Below are 17,608 nucleotides of genomic sequence, written 5' to 3' on the forward strand. Positions count from 1 at the left end.
CTACACTGGGGTTCGCGGCGCACCCCCCTGCGCCGGGAAGGCGATCCATTGGCACAGCTCCTGGTTCTCAGTTCCACACACGGAGGCGGCCCCGTCCTGCCCTCGCTCGAACTGCTGAGCCACCGCGTGCGCCTGATCCCCGCTGAGCCCGCCCAGCTCGTCAACGCGCCGAGCGCCGACATCATCTTCGTCGACGCGCGCGTCGACCTCGTCGGCGCCAAGTCGCTGTGCAAGATCCTCAACACGACGGGCCTGGACGCACCGCTCCTGCTCATCGTGACCGAGGGCGGCCTGACCGCCGTCTCTCCCGACTGGGGCGTCGACGACGTCATCCTCTTCACCGCGGGCCCCGCTGAGGTCGACGCCCGCATCCGCCTCGCCGTCGGCCGGCAGTCGGCAGAGCAGGTCTCGACGCGCATCCAGACCTCGGGGATCACGATCGACGAGTCCTCGTACTCGGCCAAGGTGCACGGTCGTCCGCTCGACCTCACGTACAAGGAGTTCCAGCTCCTCCACTTCTTCGCGACGCACCCGTCACGCGTCTTCACCCGCGAGCAGCTGCTGAGCGAGGTGTGGGGCTACGACTACTTCGGCGGCACCCGCACGGTCGACGTGCACGTCCGGCGCCTGCGCGCCAAGCTCGGCGACATGGAGCAGCTGATCGGCACCGTGCGCAACGTGGGCTACCGGTTCAACGTCTACGAGGACGAGCCCGAACCCGCGCCCCGCGAGCGCACCGACGCCTGATCGGGGCGGCGCCTCGCCGTCCACGGGCCCGGGACTTCGTTCACACTCTCGTCACGTCACCCTGCAATGATGAAGGGATGATCGAACCCGAGGTGCTCGACGCCGGCCTGGGCGATGCGGACGACGACGACTTCGACCTGTCCGAGGTCTTCGACTCGCAGCTTCCCGACCACCGCTACCTGGATCGCGAGCTGAGCTGGCTCGCGTTCAACCAGCGCGTGCTGGAGCTCGCGGAGGATCCCCATCTGCCGACGCTGGAACGGGCGAACTTCCTGGCGATCTTCGCCAGCAACCTCGACGAGTTCTTCATGGTGCGCGTGGCAGGCCTCAAGCGCCGCATCGTCACGGGCCTCGCCCTTCCGACGAACGTGGGGCGCTCCCCCGCGGACGTGCTCGCCGACATCTCGGCCGAGGCGCACAAACTGCAGCTGCGACACGCCGAGGTGTGGACCGCCCTCGTGAAGCCCGCGATGGCGGAGGCCGGGATCGAGGTCGTCTCCTACGAGTCGCTCGACCCCTCCGAGCGCGAGGCGCTGTACGACTACTTCCAGGCGCAGGTGTTCCCGGTCCTCATGCCGCTCGCGGTCGACCCGGCTCACCCGTTCCCGTACATCTCGGGGCTCTCGCTCAACCTCGCTATCCGCATCCGCAGCGCCCGCACCGGGCGCCAGGAGTTCGCGCGCCTCAAGGTGCCGCCGATGCTCCCGCGCTTCGTCGAGCTGCCGCCCGTCCAAGGCGCCGTGCGCTACCTGCCTCTCGAGGACCTCATCTCGAACCACCTCGACGACCTCTTCCCGGGGATGGAGGTGCTCGACCACCACGCCTTCCGCCTCACGCGCAACGAGGACGTCGTGATCGAAGAGGACGAGACCGAGAACCTCATCCAGGCGCTCGAGGCCGAGCTGCTGCGGCGCCGCTTCGGCCCGCCGATCCGCCTCGAGATCACCGACGACATGGACGACGTGACCCTCGACCTCCTCCTCAGGGAGCTCGACATCACGCAGCAGGAGGTCTACCGCCTCCCCGGCCCGCTCGACCTGCGCGGTCTCTTCGACCTCGCGCGCATCGACCGGCCCGACCTGCACTACAAGCCCCACCTGCCGACGACCGCTCTGGCCTTCCAGCCCGGCGACAACAACGAGCGCCCCGACATCTTCGCTTCGATCCGCAAGGGCGACGTGCTCGTGCACCACCCGTACGAGTCGTTCGCGACGAGCGTGCAGGCCTTCCTCGAGCAGGCGGCCAAGGATCCGCACGTCCTCGCCATCAAGCAGACGCTGTACCGCACGTCGGGCGACAGCCCCATCGTCGAAGCGCTGATCGACGCCGCCGAGGCGGGCAAGCAGGTGCTCGCGCTCGTCGAGATCAAGGCCCGCTTCGACGAGGCGAACAACATCGTGTGGGCGCGCAAGCTCGAGAAGGCCGGCGTGCACGTCGTGTACGGCCTGGTGGGCCTCAAGACCCACTGCAAACTCGCCCTCGTCATCCGCGAGGAGGGCGGCGTGTTGCGCAGCTACAGCCACATCGGCACGGGCAACTACAACCCCAAGACGAGCCGCATCTACGAGGACTTCGGCCTCTTCACCGCCGACGACCAGGTCGGTCGCGACCTCACCCGCCTGTTCAACGAGCTGAGCGGCTACGCGATCGAGAAGAAATTCAAGCGCCTGCTCGTCGCGCCGCTGCACCTGCGCAAAGGCCTCCTCCGCCTCATCGACAAGGAGCGGCGCAACGCGCTGGCCGGCAAGCCCGCCGGCATCCGCATCAAAGTCAACTCGATGGTCGACGAGCAGATCATCGACTCCCTCTACCGGGCGAGCCAGGCCGGTGTGAAGGTGGAGGTCTGCGTCCGCGGCATCTGCTCGCTGAAGCCGGGCGTCGAGGGGATGAGCGAGAACATCACGGTGCGCTCGATCCTCGGCCGCTACCTGGAGCATTCGCGCATCTTCGTCTTCCACAACGATGGCGACCCCATCGTGTACATCGGCAGCGCCGACATGATGCACCGCAACCTCGACCGCCGCGTCGAGGCCCTGGTCCGCGTGTCGACGCCGGCGCACGTCAAGGAGATCAACGACCTCTTCACCCTGTCGATGAGCGACTCGACGAGCTCGTGGCACCTCGGCCCGGACGGCGAATGGGTGCGGCACAATGCGGACGACGAGGGCAAGCCGCTCCTCGACCTCCAGGACCGCTCGATGGTCAATGTGCAGCGCCGCCGGCGGGCGCGGGCGGTGCGATGACCGAGACGGCCGTCTACGCGGCCGGGGGCGTCGTCTGGCGTGTCGTCGACGGCAAGCTGCGCGTGCTCCTGATCCACCGCACGAAGTATCGCGACCTCACCCTCCCCAAGGGCAAGGTCGACCCCGGCGAGATGCTCGCCGAGACCGCGGTGCGCGAGATCCACGAAGAGACCGGCATCCGCGTCGCCCTCGGCGTGCCGGTCGGGGTGTCGCGCTACCGGCTGCCCAGCAAGCGCACCAAGATCGTCCATTACTGGGCGGCTGAGGCGACGGATGCCGCGATCCGCGGTTCTGCGTTCGTGCCGAACAAAGAGATCGCGGCGATCGAATGGGTCTCGCCGAAGAAGGCGCTGAAGCGGCTCAGCTACCCCGTCGACACCGAGATCATGGAGAACTTCCTGCGCCTGGTCGACGAGGGCGTGCTGCGCACGTTCCCGATCGTCGCCCTGCGGCACGCCAAGGCCGTCACCCGCGAGGAGTGGGAGGGGAAGGATGCCGCGCGGCCCCTGGCCGCGCGCGGGCGCCGGCAGGCGGCCTCCATCGTCGGCCCCCTTCTCGCGTTCGGCGTCCGGAGGATCGTGTCGAGCCCGGCCGCCCGCTGCGTCAAGACCGTCGCACCGCTGTCGGCGGCCATCGGGCGCGAGATCGACACGACCAAGCTCATCAGTCAGGACGCGTGGGAGGACGGCAAGTCGGATGCCCGCACGGTGATCGGCGAACGGGTGCGCTCGCGCAAGCCTGCGGTGCTGTGCAGCCATGGCCCGGTGCTCCCCGACATCCTCAGCGAGCTCGCCCTGGCGACGGGCACGCTGCGCGGCTCCTACCTCGGCAGCGCCTCGGCCCTCGAGCCGGCGGCGTTCTCGGTGGTGCACCTCTCGGTCGAGAACCCGGGCTCGGGCATCGTCACGATCGAGACGCACGAGCCGAAGGTGTGATGGCGCCCGCGCGGTCGATCGTCGACATCGCGTGGGTCGAGGTGCCGCCCGGCGAGCCGCGACGCGCGCACGCGTGGCGACTGCTGCGGGCGATGCTGCCCGCCGACGCCGAACTGAGCAATCCGTGCCCGCGCTGCGGCGGACCGCACGGCCCGGTGGCCGTCTCGCACGCGTCGTTCCTGGCCGGCGTCACGTACGCGGGCGGGTATGCGATCGCGGCCGTGGCGGCGACGCGGGATGCTGCGGCCCTCGGCGTCGACGCCGAGCCCGAGCACGACGCGCGCCGCGACGCGGCCGGCATGTCCGGCGTGCTCGGCGACGGCGAGGCGAGCGTCCGGGAGTGGGTCCGCGTCGAGGCCGCGCTGAAAGCCGACGGCCGGGGACTGCGCGTGGAGCCCTCGACGGTGGTCGTGGCCCCGACCGCGGACGGCTGGACGGCGACCGTCTCCGACGGGGAGGTCTTCGCAGGATGGGATGCGGCCGGGCCGCCGGGCATCCTCGTGAGCGTCGCGGTCCTCAGTCCCGGGAGCCCGGGAGTCTGAGCCACCGTCGCACCGCAGGTGCCGGCGGGCGGGGCGGCAGCGGCGGGAGAGGCGCTGCGTCGAGCCACGTCGCGAGGAGCTCGACCGCCGCCGGGCCGGCGACGCGGGCGACGCAGTCGCGGAACGCCTCGGTGGTGGCGAGCGCGTGCCGGTGCTCGCGCACCCACGTGTGGAGGAGATCGGCGAACACCTCTGCCCCGACCGTGCGGCGCAGCGCCTCCAGCGTGAGCGCGCCGCGCTTGTACACGCGGTCGTCGAACATGAGCACGGGGCCAGGGTCCGAGATGACGAGGTCCTGCGGCAGTGCCCGCAGACGCGCATGGTGCTGGTCGGCGAGCGTCGCGATGTCGTCGCCGCCTGAGGCCTCCGACCACAGCCACTCGGCGTAGCACGCGAATCCCTCGTTGAGCCAGATGTCGCGCCACCGCTCGACGCCCACGCTGTTGCCGAACCACTGGTGAGCGATCTCGTGCGGCACCAGGCGCGCGGCCTCCGGCTCGAAGTGGTTCGCGCCGAACACGACGAGTCCCTGCGCCTCGAGGGGAATCTCGAGGGGGTCCGCGGTGACGACCACCGTGCAGCCCTCCTGCGGGTACGGCCCGAACGCCTCCTCGAAGCACTCGAGGATGCGCGGGACGTCGGAGAACCACCGCCGGGCGGCGGTGACGAGCGCGGCCGGGGCCATCAGCCGCACGGGTCCGATCGCGCTCTCGCGGTACGGGCCGATGTGGACGGCGGCAAGGTAGGTCGCGGTCGGCACCTCCGACACGAACTCCCAGCGGGTGCGCCCGCCGATGCGGACCGGCGGGTGCGGGACCCCGGTCGCCGCGACCGTGTACTCCGGATCCGTCGTGATCGCGATGCGGAACTTCGCCCGGTCGTCGGGGCGGTCGTTGCAGGGGAACCAGGTCGGCGCGCCGACCGGCTGCGACGCGACGAGCACGCCGTCCTCCAGCTCTTCCCACCCGATCGTGCCCCACCGCGAGCGCCGGGGCCGCGGTGCGCCCGCGTAGCGCACCTCGATGGAGAACTCCTCGCCCACCTCCAGGGCCTGAGGCGGCGTGATCCGCAGGGCCGAGGCATCCTGTGCGAACTTCGTCCGCGCGTCGCCGTCCAGCCGCACCCGCGACGCGCGCAGGCCGATCAGGTCGAGTCGCACCGAGCGCGTCCGCTGGGTCGCGACCGCGTTGACGAGCGCGGTGCCCTCGAGCCGGTTCGTGTGCACGCGGTAGCGCAGGTCGAGGTCGTACGAGACGACGTCGAACGAGGCGTCGCCGCTGCGCGGCGTATACGGATCGGGGCCGATCACGACGTCGACTGGTACGCGCGCACCTTGACCGCGCGCCACGGTCCGATCGGGTTGCCGCTCCAGCGGGAGCCGACGGGCACGCTCTCGCCGCGCATCACGAGCGAGGCGGGGCCGACGGTCGCGTGGGCGCCGATCGAGGCGGCCGGAAGGATCACGCTGTGCGGTCCGAGCGTCGCACCGGGTTCGAGTTCGACGGTGTCCATGCTCATGATTCGATCATGGAACAGGTGCGTCTGCACGACGCACCCGCGGTTGACCGTGGATGCCTCACCCAGCGTCACGAGGTCGGGCTCGGGCAGCCAGTAGCTCTCGCACCACACGCCGCGCCCGATGCGGGCGCCGAGGCTGCGCAGCCACACGGCGAGCGCGGGCGTGCCGGCGGCGGCGCGCGCGAACCACGGGGCCGCGAGCATCTCGGTGAAGGTGTCCGACACCTCGGTGCGCCACACGAAGCTCGACCACAGCGGCTGCTCCCCCGCGCGGATCGGGCCGACGAACAGCCACTTGGCGGCGGTGGAGATGCCCGCGGCGACCGCGCCCGCGGCGAGGAGCACGAACCCCGACAGCAGGAAGGTGATCCACGGGCCGACGGTGTCGACGAGGGCGGCGAGGGCGAACAGCACGAGCAGGCCCAGGCCGCACGTGACGACGACGGGGATGAAGCGGCAGAGCTCCCACAGCGACCGCGCGACCCGCAGCGAGGTCGGCGGGTTGTAGGTGCGGCTCGCATCGCTCTCGTTCGGCTGCCGGCGCAGGCGTGTGGCCGGCGAGCCGAGCCATGACGATCCGGCCTTCGCCTTCACCGGTGCGGCGGAGAGCACGGCGACGAGGCCGTCCTTCGGCACCGTGTGACCGGGCGAGGCCATGCCGGAGTTGCCGAGGAACGCGCGCTTGCCGATGCGCACCTCGCCGAGGCGCAGCCATCCGCCGCGCATCTCGTACGAGGCGACCATCGTGTCGTCGGCCAGGAACGCGCCGTCCTCGATGCGGGTCATCGCCGGGATGAGGAGGACGGTGGATGCCTCGACGTCGTGTCCGACCCGCGCACCGAGTAGGCGCAGCCACACCGGGGTGAACAGGCTCGAGTAGAGCGGGAAGAGGATCGTCCGCGCGGAGTCGAGCAGGCGTTCGGTGGTCCAGGCCTGCCACCCGATGCGGCTGCGCACGGCGTGCGTGCCCTCGTGGAGCCCGATCGCGGCGAGGCGGACGCCCAGCAGGACGGCGCCGGCATAGACGATCCCGGTCACGAGCACCGCGGGCACGAGCCACACGAGCGCCGCGCCGAGGGCGCTGCCGAGGTCGGGAGCGCCGCGCATGCCGATCGCGAGGACCACGGCCCCGACGGCGAAACTCACGATGGGGAGGAGCCCCAGGGCCACGGCCGAGGCCGCGTACGCCCACAGCCACCGGCGCGCCGCCCGGGGACGCTCGGTGGGCCACCCCTCGGACGTGCCGCCGACCCGCACAGCCGGCGAGCCGGCCCACGACTGGTTCGCGCGCACGCGGCCGAAGACGGCGGAGCCCGGCGCGATCTCGGCGCGCTGGCCGATCCGCGTGCCGGGAGCGAGCGTGCTGCGCGTGCCGACGGTGGCGTCGGCGCCGATGCGCACCTCGCCGATGCGCACGAGGTCGCCGTCGATCCAGTAGCCGCTGAGGTCGACCTCCGGCTCGATCGAGGCGCGATCGCCGATCTTCAGCATCCCGGTGATCGGCGGCAGCGTGTGCATGTCGACGTCCGCGCCGATGCGTGCGCCGAGGGCGCGCGCGTAATACGAGACCCAGGGCGCGCCGGCCAGCCCCACGGCGTCGACCTGATCCGAGATCTGCTCGGCGAGCCAGAGCCTCAGGTGCACCGAGCCGCCGCGCGGATAGTCCCCGGGACGCAGTCCCGCGAGGAGAAGGCGAGCGGATGCTGCGGCGATCGCCATGCGGCCGAACGGCGTGGCGAAGAGCACGAGGCCGATGACGAGCACCCACCATGGCGCCGAGGGCAGGGCCTCGAATCCGGGGAACAGCTGGAGGATGGCCCCGGCCGTCAGCAGATAGAGGAGCCAGCGGACGCCCGAGAGGATGAACAGCGGGGCGCCGAGGAGCGACTGCACCCACTGCGTGGCACGGGGCGTGGGCTCCGGCATCCGGAATTCCCCCGCCTCCTCTCGCGAGAGGAACGGCTGCAGCGCCTTGGCCATCGCCCCGAGGCGCGGCACGTCGTAGATGTCGGCGACCGAGAAGTCGGGGACGCGCGCACGGATCCGCGAGACCAGCTGCGCCGCCGCGAGCGAGCCGCCGCCGAGGTCGAAGAAGTCGGCCTTGCGATCCGGGACCGGAAGGCCGAGCACCGCCTGCCACTGGTCGGCGAGCCAGGCTTCGTCGGGGCTCAGGTCGGCGCGGGGGATGTCGAGGTCGGGCAGCGGCCACGGCAGGGCGGCGCGGTCGACCTTGCCGGAGGTGCGCACCGGCAGGTCGGGCACGACGGCGAGGAGCGGCATGACGCCCGCGGCCAGGCGTTCGGCGAGGTGGCCGCGGGCGGCGGCGCGGTCGAGCTCGCCGTCGACGACGAGGTAGCCCACGAGGACGGGGACGCCCGCGTCGCTCGTGCGCACGGCGGCGCTCGCGGCCGTCACCCCGGGAAGCTCCTGGAGTGCGTTCTCGACCTCGCCGAGCTCGATGCGACGGCCGCCGACCTTGACCTGGTCGTCGGCACGGCCCTGGAAGAGGAGGCCTTCCGGCTCGTAGCGCACCAGGTCGCCCGAGCGATAGGCGCGGTCCCACCCGAGCGTCGGCATGGGCGCGTACTTCTCGAGGTCCTTGACCGGGTCGAGGTAGCGGGCGAGCCCGACTCCGCCGATGATGAGCTCGCCCACGCCACCAGGCTCGACCTGGCGGTCGTCACCGTCGACGACGGCCAGCGCCCAGCCGTCGAGCGGGAGCCCGATGCGCACCGGACCTTCGCCGTCGAGGAGCGCCGCGCACGCGACCACGGTGGCCTCGGTCGGGCCGTACGTGTTCCAGACTTCCCGGCCGTCGGCGACGAGCCGCGCGACGAGCTCCGGCGGGCAGGCCTCCCCGCCGAAGATGAGCAGCCGCACGTTCTCGATCGCGTCTGCGGGCCACATCGCTGCGAGCGTCGGCACGGTCGAGACCACCGAGATCGCCTGCCGGATGAGCCAGGGCGCCAGGTCCTCGCCCGAGCGCACCAGCGAGCGCGGCGCGGGCACGAGGCACGCGCCGTGGCGCCACGCGAGCCACATCTCCTCGCAGGAGGCGTCGAAGGCGACGGACAGACCCGCCAGGACACGGTCGCCCGGGCCGAGCGGTGCGCCCTGCAGGAAGAGGCGCGCTTCGGCGTCGACGAACGCGGCGGCGGAGCGGTGGGAGACAGCAACCCCCTTGGGCACGCCCGTCGAGCCCGACGTGAAGATGATCCAGGCGTCGTCGTCGACCGTCGGCGGCGGGACGGTGACGATCGCGTGCGTGCTCGGATGCGGCGCGGCGCCGCCGAACAGGGCGGCGGGCTCCTCGCCGGCCGCGCCGGCAGGCACGTAGGCGCCGCCCTCGCCGATCACGCCGTGGACGTGCGCCTCCCCGAACACGAGCCGCGCCCGCTCGTCGGAGTCGTCGGCATCCACCGGGACGTACGCCGCGCCGGCGGCGATGACGCCGAGGATCGAGATGTACAGCTCCTTCGAGCCGGAGGGCATCCGCACCCCGACCCGGTCGCCGCGGCGGACGCCCGCCTCGTGCAGGAGCGCGGCGGTGCGACCCACCCGCGCCATGAGCTCGCGATAACTGAGTGCGCCCGAGCCGTCGTCGAGTGCGGAGGCCTCCGGCGTGCGCTGCACGGTGGCGCGGAGGATGTCGAGCAGCGTGCGCGGCTCCGGTGCCGCGTCGATGCGATCCAGCGGTGCCGGCACGGCCGGGGGCGAATCGATCGAGCTCACGTCAGGACAGCAGGGTGATCAGTTCGGCCTTGGTGAGCCGCGAGTAGCCGGTCCGGCCCGCGGCACGGGCGCGCTCGCGCAGCTGCGCGACGGTGAGCGTGGCGAGATCAGACGAGGTGGATGCTGCGGCAGCAGCGGTCGGCTTGACCGCGGGCTTCGGCGCACGCGGGGCGCGGGTGCGGGTCGTGGTGCGCTTCGCGGGTGCCTTCGGAGCGGCAGCGGGCGCCTTCGGAGCGGCAGCGGGCGCCTCTTCTACCGCCGTCGAATCCGGTACGGCAGGAGCTTCCGCGACGGCGGGAGCTTCCGCGACGACGGCTGCGGCGGTGGGCTCGGGCGCCGCGGTGGCGGCAGCTGGGCCCACGCGGCCGGAGGCTCCGCGCGACGCGCCAGCGGCGCGTGGAGTGGCCGTGGGGACCGTGTCCGCCCTTCCGGTGGTGAGCTCCGCCTCGAGGACGCGGTCGGCCTCGAGCGCCTCCTGCTCGGCCTTGGCGGCGGCGCGCTCGGCCTTCGCGGCGGCCTTCTTCAGCGCCTTCGCCTCGGCGGCACGCGACTTCGCCTCTTCGGCCGCCTTCGCCGCCTCGGCGGCAGCGCGCTCGGCCTCCGCGCGCAGGCGCGCCTTCGTCTCGGCCTTCACGACCGCGGCACGGGTGGCCTTGCGGACGCGATCCTCGGCGCGGTGCGCCTTCTTCGCCACCTTGCGCGGGTTCTTGCGGATCGCCTTCTTCGACACGTCGACGTCGTCGACGGTCTCGGCCGCGACGTCGCGCAGCTTCGTCGCACTCTTCGCAGGGAGGGTCTTGGCGACCCGGCGGGCCTTCTTCGCGGCGGACTCCGCGTCGTCGATCGCGTCGAGGGCCTTGCGCTGTGCTTTGGTGGTCTTGCTCATGCGAGGAACCTTAGCGGGCGCCGGTGAACGGCCGGGGCTTCGTGTCGCGGAATTCCGCGGGAACGCGCCGACGCGTGTCAATGCCGATGCATGGATGTCGGCATCCCGTTCACCTTCCGTTCACCCGCACAGCGCAGTCTCTTAAGAGTCCGAGCCTACGTTTCAGAACGAACCCCGCACCGGGTTCGACCCGAAGGCCGTTTCGGCCTGTTTCCCTGACACGTGAAGGATTCACACAGTGAAGATCTCTCGCATCGCCCAGGTGGGCGCTGTCGCCGCAGTCGCGGCTCTCGCTCTCGCCGGCTGCGCCTCGAACGAGACCCCCGGCGGCACCGCCGACGAGACCACGGCCGCGTCGGACCTCTCCGGCGAGATCTCGGGCGGCGGCGCGTCGTCGCAGGAGGTCGCGGTCCAGGCCTGGACCGCCGGCTTCCAGACGGCGAACCCTGACGTCACCATCAACTACGACCCGGCCGGTTCCGGCGCGGGCCGCGAGTCCTTCCAGGCGGGCGCCTTCCCGTTCGCGGGTTCGGACCGCGCGTTCAAGGTCGAGGAGATCGAGGCCGGCCCGTTCGACTCGTGCGTCGACGGCTCGGGCATCATCGAGCTCCCGACCTACATCTCGCCGATCGCGATCATCTTCAACGTCGAGGGCGTGGACTCGCTCAACCTCGACGCCGCGACCGCTGCGGGCCTGTTCGCGGGCACGATCACCAACTGGAACGACCCGGCGATCGCCGCGCTCAACCCCGACGCGACGCTTCCCGACCTGGCCGTGACGCCGGTGCACCGCGCCGACGACTCGGGCACCACCGAGAACTTCACCGACTACCTTTTCCAGACGGCCGGTGACGTCTGGACCTACGAGCCCGACGGCGTGTGGCCGTCGACGCCGGTCGCCGGTGAGGCAGCGCAGGGCACCTCGGGTGTCGTCTCGGCCGTCGCCGGCGGCAACGGCACCATCGGATACGCCGACGCGTCGCGCGCTGCCGAGGAGGGCCTCTCGACCGCCGCCATCCAGGTCGGCGACGAGTTCGTCGAGTACTCGCCCGAGGCCGCTGCCGCGATCGTCGACGAGTCGCCCTTCGAAGAGGGCCGTGGCGAGGGCGACCTCGCGATCGCCCTGGAGCGCACCTCGGACGCCGCAGGCGTGTACCCGATCGTCCTCGTCAGCTACATGATCGCGTGCCAGGAGTACGCGGACGCCGCCGTCGCGCCGATCGTCAAGGGCTACCTGCAGTACGTCGCCAGCGCCGAGGGCCAGGACGCGGCAGCTGCCGCCGCCGGCAACGCGCCGATCTCCGACACGCTGCGCGAGCAGGTCAACGCCGCGATCGACCTGATCGTCGTCGAGTAAGACCCCGATACCCGGCCCGGTCGCACGACGACCGGGCCGGGTATCACCCTGAGACCCGAATCCAGAAGGACACCATGACCACGACGACCGCCCCCGCGACGGGCAAGGTCAAGCAGCGGCCAGGCGACCGCTGGTTCTCGGGAACCGCGCTCGGCGCCGGTGTGATGATCCTCGTCACCCTCGCCGCCGTCGCGATCTTCCTCATCATCCAGTCGATCCCGGGCCTCACTGCCACGAGCGAGACCGCCAGCATCCTCTCCGGGAACTTCTGGGAGTACGTCTGGCCGCTCGCGTTCGGCACCGTGTGGGCGTCGTTCCTGGCGCTCCTCATGGCCGTCCCCCTCGCGGTGGCGGTCGCCCTCTTCATCTCGCACTACGCACCGCGCCGCCTCGCGCAGGGTCTGGGCTACATCGTCGACCTGCTCGCGGCGGTGCCCTCCGTCGTCTTCGGCCTTTGGGGCATCCTCGTGCTCGCCCCCGCCGTGCAGCCGGTCTACGCCTGGCTCAACGCCAACATGGGGTGGTTCCCGCTCTTCAGCGGCACCGTCTCGAGCACGGGACGCACGATCTTCACCGCCGCGATCGTCCTCGCGGTCATGGTGGTGCCGATCATCACGGCCATCTGCCGCGAGATCTTCCTGCAGACGCCGGTGCTCCACGAGGAGGCCGCCCTCGCCCTCGGTGCGACGCGCTGGGAGATGGTCCGCATGGCCGTGTTCCCCTTCGGCCGCAGCGGCATCGTGTCTGCGTCCATGCTCGGCCTCGGCCGTGCGCTCGGAGAGACGATGGCGGTCGCCATGGTGCTCTCGGTGGCCAACGTCGTCACCTTCCAGCTCTTCACCTCGGAGAACCCCGGCACGATCCCCGCCAACATCGCACTGACGTTCCCCGAGGCCTACGGCCTCAACATCAACGTCCTCATCGCGACGGGCCTCATCCTCTTCATCGTCACCTTCGCCGTCAACGCCATCGCCCGATGGATCGTCAGCCGGCGCAAGGAATTCTCGGGAGCGAACTGACATGACCGTGACGACCGCTCCTCCTCAGCCTCCTCAGACGGCTGCACCGGTGCGCGAGGCGCCCCGCCTGACCAGCGGCCACCTGCCTGTCTGGGCGCCATGGGCCATCCTCGTCGGCAGCCTCGTGGCCAGCGGCATGCTGTTCGCGATCATCGCGATGGGATCCGGCGAGGGCTTCAACCTGGCCGGCTGGGCCGTCGTGGCGGGCCTCCTGTACCTGGTGCTCATCACGGTGATCTCGTCGCTGGTCGAGGGTCGCCGCAAGGGCGTCGACCGCCTCGTGACCGGCGTGGTGACGATCGCGTTCCTCATCGCGATGGTCCCCCTCGTGTCGGTGGCCATCACCGTCGTCGTCAACGGCGTCGCGGGCCTGTCGGCCGAGTTCTTCTCGTCGTCCATGCGCAACGTGGTCGGCGAAGGCGGCGGTGCGCTGCACGCGATCGTCGGCACGGTGCTCATCACGCTCGCGGCGGCGGTGATCTCGATCCCCATCGGCATCTTCACCGCCATCTACCTCGTCGAGTACGGGCGTGGCGGGCGTCTGAGCCGCGGCATCACCTTCCTCGTCGACGTCATGACGGGCATCCCGTCGATCGTCGCCGGTCTGTTCGCCTACGCCGTCTTCGCCCTGATCTTCGGTCCGGGCATCCGCATGGGCATCATGGGCTCCATCGCCCTCTCGGTGCTGATGATCCCGGTCGTCGTCCGCTCCACCGAGGAGATGCTGCGACTCGTCCCGAACGAGCTGCGCGAGGCGTCGTACGCCCTCGGCGTGCCGAAGTGGCGCACGATCTCGAAGGTCGTGCTGCCCACCTCGATCGCCGGCATCACGACGGGCGTCATGCTCTCGATCTCGCGCGTCATCGGCGAGACCGCGCCGCTGCTGCTGACGGCGGGCGTCGCGACCTCGATGAACTACAACCTGTTCGAGGGCCGCATGATGACGCTCCCCGTGTTCGCGTACTCGCAGTACATGAACCAGGGCATCCCGGCACAGGCCTACATCGACCGCGCCTGGGCCGCCGCGTTCATCCTCATCGTCCTTGTGATGCTCCTCAACCTCATCGCGCGCATCGTCGCGAAGGTCTTCTCGCCGAAGCTCGGCCGCTGAGCGTCCTCACCCGAAAGAATCGACAGGAACCATGTCCAAGAGCATCGAAGTCAACGACCTCAACGTCTACTACAGCGACTTCCTGGCCGTCGAGGGCGTCTCGCTCGACATCGAGCCGCGCAGCGTCACCGCCTTCATCGGCCCCTCGGGCTGCGGCAAGTCGACGTTCCTGCGCACGCTCAACCGCATGCACGAAGTGATCCCCGGCGCTCGCGTCGAGGGTGAGGTGCTGCTCGACGGCGACAACCTCTACGGCGCCAACGTCGACCCGGTGCTCGTGCGCCGTCAGGTCGGCATGGTGTTCCAGCGCCCCAACCCGTTCCCCACGATGTCCATCAAGGAGAACGTGCTCGCGGGCGTGAAGCTCAACAACAAGAAGATGTCGAAGTCCGACTCCGAGGCACTCGTCGAGAAGTCGCTGAAGGGCGCCAACCTCTGGAACGAGGTCAAGGACCGTCTCGACAAGCCGGGGTCGGGCCTGTCGGGCGGCCAGCAGCAGCGTCTGTGCATCGCGCGCGCGATCGCCGTCTCGCCGGAGGTCATCCTCATGGACGAGCCGTGCTCGGCGCTCGACCCGATCTCGACGTACGCCATCGAGGAGCTGATCGGCGAGCTGAAGAACGACTACACGGTCGTCATCGTCACGCACAACATGCAGCAGGCCTCGCGCGTGAGCGACAAGACAGCGTTCTTCAACATCGCGGGCACCGGCAAGCCGGGCAAGCTCATCGAGTACGACGAGACCAAGACGATCTTCACGACGCCCTCGGTCCAGGCCACCGAGGACTACGTCTCGGGCCGCTTCGGATAAGCCCGTCCGACTCCACGAAGCCCCTCGCCGCATGGCGGGGGGCTTCGTCGTCATACGCGGGCGGTCGCCAGGGCGAAGAGCGTCTCGACCAGCGGGCGCGGGTCTGCCGCGGCATCCCAGCCGCTCGACACGAGCTGCTGATAGCCGATGACCGCCGAGACGACGATGACCGCGCGCCGCCGGGCTTCGCGACCAGGAACGCCGGATGCCTCGAGCAGGCCGGTCAGGTACGACACGCGCCGCTCGGTGACGGCCTCGACGATGTCGCGCACATCCGCCGCGGCCGCGTCGGCGTAGAGCGTCCGCTCGCCCGAACGCTCCCCCGTGCGGTGCGCGATGATCTCGAGCAGCGCGGAGAGCCGGGACTGCGGATCGGAGATCGTCTCGACCTCGGCGATCAGCGCCTCGGTCTCGCGGTCGCGCCACGTCTCGAGCACGGCATCGACGAGCGCCTGCCGGTCGGCGAAGTGCCAGTAGAACGACCCCTTCGTCGCGCCGAGCTCCCGCGCCGTCGGCTCGACGGCGACAGCGCGAATCCCGTCGTCGCTGAACCGCCGGTACGCCGCGTCGACCCAGTCCGCTCGGGTGAACCTTGCCATATCCGTACGGTACCGTATAGTTTTCTCGGCAGGACCATACGTCGGCGTATGGTCGCGGAGGAGCTTCGCATGAGAGAACCCGCCTTCTGGTCGCTCGCCCTGGTCGACATCGCGGACCCCGACTACACCCAGGTGTGGGTCGACGTGCTGCCGGCGCACGCCTCGGCCGATCCGTCGGCGTGGGCGCGCAACCTGCTGTCGACGTCTGCCCTCCCCCGCTGGATCGCAGTCGCGCTGGCCGGTTTCGGCGCTCTGCGTCGCCGCCCCGCGCGCTGCGACCGCCTGCGCGTGACGCGTGTCGAGGGCGACGAAGCGCTCGTCGCCGTGAACGCGCGCCGCCTCGACGTGCGCGTCGGGGTGGGCGTCGACGAGCAGAGTTCACTCGTGCGTGTGGTCGCCGCGATGCGCTTCAAGGGCGCCGGAGGACGCCTCGCGTCGCTGCCCGTGCGCGCCGGTCTCGCACTGCTCGCGCGCGGCATGATCGCCCGCGCGCGCCGAGACATGTCGGGCGTGACGAGGTGAGCGCAGGGCTCAGTCGCGCGGACTCAGCAGATACCGGTTGAAGGATGCCGTGAGCTCCGTGTCCAGCGGGACCTCGACGCCGTCGATCGCCGTGATCGGAGCGGCGAGCCGCACGCTGGACACCAGCCACGCAGCATCCGCTTCACTGAGCGCGCTCGTTGGAACCACCTCGTAGCCCGTCACGTGCCCCTGTGCTTCGAGATGGGCGAACAGGCTCAGCTGCGTCGTGCCGTGGAGGATACCGCCGTTGGGCGCCGGGGTGACGAAGCGCCGGTCGATGCGGAGGATGAGCGACGCCGTGGGCGCCTCGAGCACGAAGCCGTCGGACGTGACGAACACGGCATCGTCGGCGCCGCGCCGCTTCGCCTCGCGGATCGCGGCCATGTTGACGGCGTACGACAGGGTCTTGGCGCCCAGGAGCAGCCACGGCGCACGCGCGGGGGTGTCGATGCCGTAGCCGCGGTCCATCGTGACGACCCGGATGCCCTTCTCGCGGGCGATCGAGTTGTCGGCGGCGGCCGTCGCGGTCACCCACGCGGTGGGCGCCGGGCCGTGTTCCACGCCGCGGCTCAGGATGAGCTTGATGACGCCCTCCCCCTCGCTCGGCGAGTGCTGGGCAGCGACGGCGACGGCCTGACGCCACTGCTCGAGGTTCGGGGCGGGGAGGTCGCAGATCTGGGCGGAGTGCGCGAGTCGTTCGAGGTGCGCCTCGGTCTCCTGCGCGTGGCCGTCGACGACCCCGATCGACTCGAAGATGCCGTCGCCGCGCTGCGTGCTGAGCTCGCCGACGCTGAGCGCCGGGGCGGACGGGTCGATCACGCGGAACGAGTCGGCGAAATCGGGACGAGGATCATCGGATGCCGCGGGCTCGATCACGAGCGCGAAACGCAGGGCCATGCCCCCGAGCTTAGGCGTTCGGGAATGCCACACCCTCGGACTCGGTTACACTGGATCGGCCGGGCCGCAGTAACCCCGGGCTCCAAAATTTGCCGCTTCGAGCGGCACCGCGCCGAGAGGCGTTCTGCGGCCCGGCACTTTCATGCCCGGATGGATTTTGGCGAGTCGCCAGAGAACCGAGCAATCGCCGCGCATTCTGGCGAGTCGCCGGAAACTGCGCGCATCGCCTCGAAACCACATTCTGGCGACTCGCCAGAAAATCGAGCGATCGCCGCGCATTCTGGCGAGTCGCCGAATTCGGCGCGGGGGTCGGAGGACTCGAGCCGCGAGGTGTGTCAGCTCAGGGCGTCGCGGCGCCAGAGAGCCGCGCACGCGGTGAGGTCGGCGGCGTAGTCCGAGAGCCGCAGGGCGCGGGTGGTGAAGGTCGACGCACGCTCGGGCTCGGTCGTCTCGTAGTCGTCGGCGACATGCGTGGCGCCGGACGCCTGCACGCGGCAGAACGCGGCAGCGCGGTCGAGCGCGACGGCGAAATCGCCCTCGAAGAGCCCGCGCAGGATGGTGTCGACCAGCGCGACGAGCTCGTCCGGCCCCGCGGGTGACGGAGCGCCCGCCACCACGTCGTCGGCGGAGCGGAGCTCGGCACGGCCGCGCTCGTCGCGGGGGGGCGGCCGGGGCGGGGGCGGGTGGGT

14 protein-coding genes and 1 pseudogene are annotated in these 17,608 nt (G+C 70.9%); 9 read left to right on the forward strand and 6 right to left on the reverse strand.

The genetic code is table 11. The annotated features are described in order from the left end of the window. Nucleotides 1–48: 48 nt before the first annotated feature. The 4 genes from ACLBXX_RS09900 (at nucleotide 49) to ACLBXX_RS09915 (ending at nucleotide 4,467) form a co-directional block, all read left to right on the forward strand. On the forward strand, nucleotides 49–747 hold the full coding sequence (locus ACLBXX_RS09900) for a response regulator transcription factor (RefSeq protein ID WP_045298087.1): 699 nt from the start codon (nucleotides 49–51) through the stop codon (nucleotides 745–747). A gap of 77 nt (nucleotides 748–824) precedes the next feature. After that, nucleotides 825–2,990: an RNA degradosome polyphosphate kinase gene (locus ACLBXX_RS09905; RefSeq protein WP_447657884.1), complete on the forward strand. Its 2,166-nt coding sequence runs from the start codon at nucleotides 825–827 to the stop codon at nucleotides 2,988–2,990. Beyond that, the gene (locus ACLBXX_RS09910; protein WP_387147175.1) at nucleotides 2,987–3,925 is read left to right on the forward strand and encodes an NUDIX hydrolase; all 939 of its coding nucleotides are present in this window, start codon (nucleotides 2,987–2,989) and stop codon (nucleotides 3,923–3,925) included. Before ACLBXX_RS09905 ends, ACLBXX_RS09910 begins: the two co-directional genes overlap by 4 nt. Further along, entirely contained in the window at nucleotides 3,925–4,467 is a 543-nt protein-coding gene (locus ACLBXX_RS09915; RefSeq protein WP_447657885.1) for a chemotaxis protein CheY, read from the forward strand. The genes ACLBXX_RS09910 and ACLBXX_RS09915 overlap by 1 nt, the downstream gene beginning before the upstream one ends. Here ACLBXX_RS09915 and ACLBXX_RS09920 read toward each other — a convergent pair. Genes ACLBXX_RS09920 through ACLBXX_RS09930 form a run of 3 tightly spaced genes read right to left on the reverse strand, consistent with a single transcriptional unit; the run spans nucleotide 4,442 to nucleotide 10,603 of the window. Then, entirely contained in the window at nucleotides 4,442–5,776 is a 1,335-nt protein-coding gene (locus ACLBXX_RS09920) for a M1 family metallopeptidase (RefSeq protein WP_447657886.1), read from the reverse strand. The genes ACLBXX_RS09915 and ACLBXX_RS09920 overlap by 26 nt on opposite strands. Continuing rightward, on the reverse strand, nucleotides 5,773–9,717 hold the full coding sequence (locus ACLBXX_RS09925) for a Pls/PosA family non-ribosomal peptide synthetase (RefSeq protein WP_447657887.1): 3,945 nt from the start codon (nucleotides 9,715–9,717) through the stop codon (nucleotides 5,773–5,775). The genes ACLBXX_RS09920 and ACLBXX_RS09925 overlap by 4 nt, the downstream gene beginning before the upstream one ends. A gap of 1 nt (nucleotide 9,718) precedes the next feature. Then, nucleotides 9,719–10,603 (reverse strand): hypothetical protein, encoded by an 885-nt coding sequence (locus ACLBXX_RS09930; protein ID WP_447657888.1) that lies wholly within the window; start codon nucleotides 10,601–10,603, stop codon nucleotides 9,719–9,721. A 238-nt stretch (nucleotides 10,604–10,841) separates the two neighbouring features. Between ACLBXX_RS09930 and pstS the strand changes: the two genes are divergently transcribed. From pstS to pstB, 4 genes are all read left to right on the forward strand, one after another. After that, nucleotides 10,842–11,960, forward strand: coding sequence for a phosphate ABC transporter substrate-binding protein PstS (gene pstS / locus ACLBXX_RS09935; RefSeq protein ID WP_387147189.1), 1,119 nt, complete (start codon nucleotides 10,842–10,844; stop codon nucleotides 11,958–11,960). 74 nt (nucleotides 11,961–12,034) lie between these two features. Continuing rightward, nucleotides 12,035–12,979, forward strand: a complete 945-nt coding sequence (gene pstC / locus ACLBXX_RS09940; RefSeq protein WP_310292500.1) for a phosphate ABC transporter permease subunit PstC — start codon at nucleotides 12,035–12,037, stop codon at nucleotides 12,977–12,979. A 1-nt stretch (nucleotide 12,980) separates the two neighbouring features. Further along, on the forward strand, nucleotides 12,981–14,090 hold the full coding sequence (gene pstA, locus ACLBXX_RS09945) for a phosphate ABC transporter permease PstA (protein ID WP_447657889.1): 1,110 nt from the start codon (nucleotides 12,981–12,983) through the stop codon (nucleotides 14,088–14,090). 31 nt (nucleotides 14,091–14,121) lie between these two features. Next, nucleotides 14,122–14,901: a phosphate ABC transporter ATP-binding protein PstB gene (gene pstB / locus ACLBXX_RS09950; protein ID WP_387147198.1), complete on the forward strand. Its 780-nt coding sequence runs from the start codon at nucleotides 14,122–14,124 to the stop codon at nucleotides 14,899–14,901. A 50-nt stretch (nucleotides 14,902–14,951) separates the two neighbouring features. Here the strand turns inward: pstB and ACLBXX_RS09955 are convergent, their stop codons facing one another. After that, nucleotides 14,952–15,500, reverse strand: coding sequence for a TetR/AcrR family transcriptional regulator (locus tag ACLBXX_RS09955; RefSeq protein WP_447657890.1), 549 nt, complete (start codon nucleotides 15,498–15,500; stop codon nucleotides 14,952–14,954). 69 nt (nucleotides 15,501–15,569) lie between these two features. Between ACLBXX_RS09955 and ACLBXX_RS09960 the strand changes: the two genes are divergently transcribed. Next, nucleotides 15,570–16,022 carry a hypothetical protein gene (locus ACLBXX_RS09960; RefSeq protein WP_447657891.1) on the forward strand — a complete coding sequence of 151 codons (453 nt, stop codon included), beginning with the start codon at nucleotides 15,570–15,572 and terminating at the stop codon, nucleotides 16,020–16,022. Nucleotides 16,023–16,031: 9 nt separating this feature from the next. Here the strand turns inward: ACLBXX_RS09960 and ACLBXX_RS09965 are convergent, their stop codons facing one another. Then, nucleotides 16,032–16,919, reverse strand: coding sequence for an aminodeoxychorismate lyase (locus ACLBXX_RS09965; RefSeq protein WP_447657892.1), 888 nt, complete (start codon nucleotides 16,917–16,919; stop codon nucleotides 16,032–16,034). Between the two features lie 335 nt (nucleotides 16,920–17,254). Further along, a pseudogene (locus ACLBXX_RS09970) lies at nucleotides 17,255–17,608 on the reverse strand (DNA-directed RNA polymerase subunit beta); the annotation flags it as partial.

This window comes from Microbacterium sp. C23T (genome assembly GCF_053345975.1).